Source organism: Actinotalea sp. C106, from assembly GCF_023630195.1.
Classification (GTDB): Bacteria; Actinomycetota; Actinomycetes; order Actinomycetales; family Cellulomonadaceae; genus Actinotalea.
On the sequence record NZ_JALPKN010000384.1, the window covers coordinates 1 to 2,463 of the forward strand.

General features: G+C 74.9%; 3 protein-coding genes. All 3 read left to right on the forward strand.

Annotation, left to right across the window (positions count from 1 at the left end; translation table 11 throughout):
* The first annotated feature begins 226 nt into the window (after positions 1-226).
* Positions 227-1,234 carry a Gfo/Idh/MocA family protein gene (locus L0B03_RS16635; RefSeq protein ID WP_250447947.1) on the forward strand — a complete coding sequence of 336 codons (1,008 nt, stop codon included), beginning with the start codon at positions 227-229 and terminating at the stop codon, positions 1,232-1,234.
* Positions 1,231-1,893, forward strand: a complete 663-nt coding sequence (gene tmk / locus L0B03_RS16640; protein WP_250447950.1) for a dTMP kinase — start codon at positions 1,231-1,233, stop codon at positions 1,891-1,893. Before L0B03_RS16635 ends, tmk begins: the two co-directional genes overlap by 4 nt.
* Positions 1,890-2,463 (forward strand): DNA polymerase III subunit delta' (locus L0B03_RS16645; protein ID WP_250447952.1); only part of this gene is annotated, 574 nt, incomplete at its 3' end. The genes tmk and L0B03_RS16645, both read left to right, overlap by 4 nt.

Consider the following 2,463-nt stretch of genomic DNA (forward strand, 5'->3'; position numbering starts at 1 on the left):
CACAGCCTCAGTTCCACCCGGCCCGGCCCGGCCCGGCCCGGCCCGGCTGGACCCGGCTGGGGCGGGTGACGCCGATCCTGAGGACCGGGGTCGATCGGGGTCACCATCTGACCCCGATCGACCCCACTATGCGCACGACGGGCGCTGACATCGCGCCGGGCGCCCCCGCGGCCGGAGCTGTCGGCTGCGCCCGCGGGGTGTCGGCCGGTCCCAGTACGGTGAGGGCATGACACACGCCGAGGACCCGCGCACCGCCCCGTCGATCCGCTGGGGGGTCCTCGGCCCCGGGGGGATCGCCCGCACCTTCGCCCGCGCCGTCCGCGACCACACCTCGTCACGGATCGTCGCGGTCGGATCGCGTAGCGAGGAGCGCGCCGCCGCCTTCGCCTCGGAGTTCCGTGTCCCGACCGTGCACGGCAGCTACGAGGAGCTCGTGGCCGACCCCGCCGTCGAGGCCGTCTACGTGGCCTCGCCGCACTCCGAGCACCGGGCCCACGCCCTGCTCGCGATCGCCGCGGGCAAGCACGTGCTGGTCGAGAAGTCCTTCGCGCGCAACGCGGCCGAGGCCCAGGAGGTCGTCGACGCCGCCCGGGCGGCCGGGGTCTTCGTCATGGAGGCCATGTGGACCCGCTTCCTGCCGCACGTCGTGGCCCTGCGGTCGGTTCTCGAGCGCGGCGAGATCGGTGAGGTCGTCTCGCTGCTGGCCGACCACGGCCAGGCCTTCGGCCACCTGCCGACCACGCACCGGCTGCACAACCCCGAGCTCGCGGGCGGGGCCCTGCTCGACCTGGGCGTGTACCCCGTCTCCTTCGCGCACGACATCCTCGGGGTCCCCGACTCGGTCCAGGCCCTCGGCTCCCTGACGCCGGCCGGGGTCGACGGTCAGATCAGCATCGCCCTCGGCTACGGCGACCGGGTCCAGGCCTCGCTGCACACCACCCTCTGGTCGCGCACCGCGACCACGGCGGTCCTCGGCGGCACGGCCGGGCGCATCGAGATCGAGGGCGCCTTCTACCGGCCCACCCGCTTCACGGTGGTCCGTGACGACGGCAGCACCGCGACCTTCGAGCAGCCGGTCGACGGCGGCTTCCAGTACCAGGCGGCCGAGGTCGCCCGGCGGATCGCGGCGGGGGAGACCGAGAGCCCGGTCATCACCCTCGACAACACCCTCGAGGTCATGCGGACCATGGACGAGATCCGTCGTCAGGTCGGCGTCCGCTACCCAGGCGAGTGAGCGACCTCTCGACCAGCGCCCCCGGCCCCCGGCCGGGCGGGCGCGGGGTGTTCGTGTCCTTCGAGGGGGGCGACGGCGTCGGCAAGTCGACCCAGCTCGCCCTCGTCGCGGAGCGGTTGAGCGCCGCGGGCCACGAGGTCGTCACGACCCGTGAGCCCGGCGGCACCACCTTGGGCCTGCAGCTGCGCGAGGCGGTGCTGCACGGCGAGCACGTGAGCCCACGCACCGAGGCGCTGCTCTACGCGACCGATCGTGCCCACCACGTCGACACCGTCGTGCGCCCCGCCCTCGAGCGGGGGGCCGTGGTGCTGACCGACCGTTACCTCGACTCCTCGGTCGCGTACCAGGGGGACGGGCGTGCCCTGGGGGCCGAGGAGGTCGAGCGGCTCTCGCTGTGGGCCACCGAGGGTCTGCTGCCCGACCTCACGGTGCTGCTGGACCTGGACCCCGCGGTCGGGCTCGCCCGGCTCACGGGGGACCCCGACCGGCTCGAGAGCGCGGGGGCGGACTTCCACCGCCGTACCCGGGAGGCCTTCCTGGCCCGGGCCGCCGCCGGCGGGGAGCGCTGGCTCGTGGTCGACGCCGCCCTGCCCGTCGAGGCGGTCCAGGAGCAGGTCCGGGCCCGTCTCGACGCCGTGCTGGGGGAGGTCGGCCCGTGAGTGTGTGGGAGGACGTCGTCGGCCAGCAGGGCGCGGTCGAGGTGCTGCGCAGCGCGGTGGGTGACCCTGGAGCGATGACCCACGCGTGGTTGATCACCGGGCCCCCCGGCTCGGGCCGCTCGAACGCCGCACGGGCCTTCGCCGCGGCCCTGCAGTGCCCCGCGGGTGGGTGCGGGCAGTGCCAGGCCTGCACGACGACGCTCTCGGGCACCCACGCCGACGTCAAGGTGGTCGCGACCGAGAAGGTCACCTTCAGCATCGAGGAGATCCGCGAGCTCATCGGCGTGGCCCAGCGTGCCCCCTCGCAGGGACGCTGGCGGGTGATGGTCCTCGAAGACGCCGACCGGATGACCGAGCGCACCTCCAACGTGCTGCTCAAGGCCATCGAGGAGCCGCCGCCCCGCACCGTGTGGCTGCTGTGCGCCCCGAGCCCGCAGGACGTCGTCGTGACGATCCGGTCGCGGTGCCGCGGGGTCGCGCTGCGCATCCCTCCCGTCGAGGACGTCGCCGCGCTCCTGGTCAGCCGGGACGGCGCGGACCCCGAGGTCGCCCACGCCGCGGCCCGTGCCG